Source organism: Cellulomonas algicola (genome assembly GCF_003851725.1).
GTDB lineage: Bacteria > Actinomycetota > Actinomycetes > Actinomycetales > Cellulomonadaceae > Cellulomonas > Cellulomonas algicola.
In genome coordinates this window covers 1-1,319 of sequence record NZ_BHYL01000449.1, presented here as the reverse complement: position 1 = coordinate 1,319, position 1,319 = coordinate 1, and the positions used below count along the sequence as shown (strand labels likewise).

The 1,319-nt window shown below is 78.5% G+C and carries 2 protein-coding genes; one reads left to right on the top strand and one right to left on the bottom strand.

The features are described 5' to 3' along the window. On the top strand, nt 1-444 hold a 444-nt coding region (locus CTKZ_RS21820), incomplete at its 5' end, for a hypothetical protein (RefSeq protein WP_160142947.1). A 74-nt stretch (nt 445-518) separates the two neighbouring features. Here CTKZ_RS21820 and CTKZ_RS20670 read toward each other — a convergent pair. Continuing rightward, a partial coding sequence (locus CTKZ_RS20670; RefSeq protein ID WP_235843590.1) for a cell division protein PerM occupies nt 519-1,319 on the bottom strand: 801 nt, incomplete at its 5' end.

The window sequence follows — 1,319 nt, the reverse complement described above, 5'->3', positions numbered from 1 at the left end:
GGCCCGCGCCCGGTGCCGACCGAGGCCGAGCGGCGCGAGGCCGCCGCGGCGCCGCCCGACCCGGCCGGGACCCTCAAGGCCGCCGAGCAGTCGCGCACCGTCGGCGTCCTGCTGCTCGGGTCCGTGCTCGTCGCGACGCTGCCCATGCCGTGGCGTGTCGCGGCCGCCCTGTTCGCCCTCGCGGGCCTCGTGCTCGGCGTCCGGGCGCTCGTCACCGCGGTCCGGGCCCGTGCCCGCGGCGGGCTGCCGGCGATGCTCGCGGTGCTCGTCACGATGTCGGCCGTGTGGTCGCTCGCGGTGCTCACCGCGCTGTCGATCTCGCCGCTCCTGCAGGAGCGCGAGGACTGCATGGCGGGTGCGCTGACCATCACGGCGCAGAATCAGTGCGAGCACGCGTTCACGGACGGGCTGCAGCGGCCCACGCCGGGCGGCGACGCCGGCTGACGGCTCGGTCCTCCGCCCACACCGGGCAGGGCCCGCAGGCATCGGAGCCGGCGGCGGCCTGCTGACGTCGGAGGTCAGTCCTCGCCCGCGGGCGTACCGTCCCGGTCTGGCACACGCAGCAGGCGCCGGGCGCCCGCCCGCACGAACGGGTCGCCCGGGAGCACGACGAGCGCGGAGCCGACCAGCACACCGAGGGCCACCATCCCGCCGACGGCCCAGCCGTGCGCACCGACCGACGCCATGCGACCGGGCCCGGCGGCGCCGCTCGCGAGCGTGACGAGCGTCGCGACGAGCACGCCGGCCGTCGCCGCCGTCACCGCGCACGCGGCGAGCGCGTGCCAGCCGGCAGTCGGGCGGACGCGCCGGTGCACGTACCAGCCGGCGACGAGCCCGACGACGACCAGCACGACCGGCGCCCCCGCGGTGGCCGGCCCGACGAGGTCGGGAGCCGGCAGGCCGCCGAGCAGCGGGACCGCGGGCAGCGGCGTGGGGACGACCTCGGTCGGCGAGAACCGGCTGCCGAGGCCCACGGCGAACCCGGGACCTGACAGCCACGCGAGTGCCCAGACGACGAGGTTCGGCAGGAACGCGAGCTCGGCGAACGCGAGCACGACACCCCCGACCGCGTCGAGGTTCAGGCCCCGCACGACGTCGCCGACGGTCGCCCGACCCGCGACGACCCACAGCGTCACGACGAGCGCGGACACCGCGACCAGCAGCGCGACCGCGAGCACGCCGCCGGTGCCGCCGACGCGCGCCCACGAGGCGACGCGCGACCACGCCGGCCGGGTCAGCGCGCGCAGCGAGGGTGCCTCGGGCCGCCGCAGCAGCCCCGCACCCAGCCCGAGCCCGCCGACCACGGCACCGCCGACGAC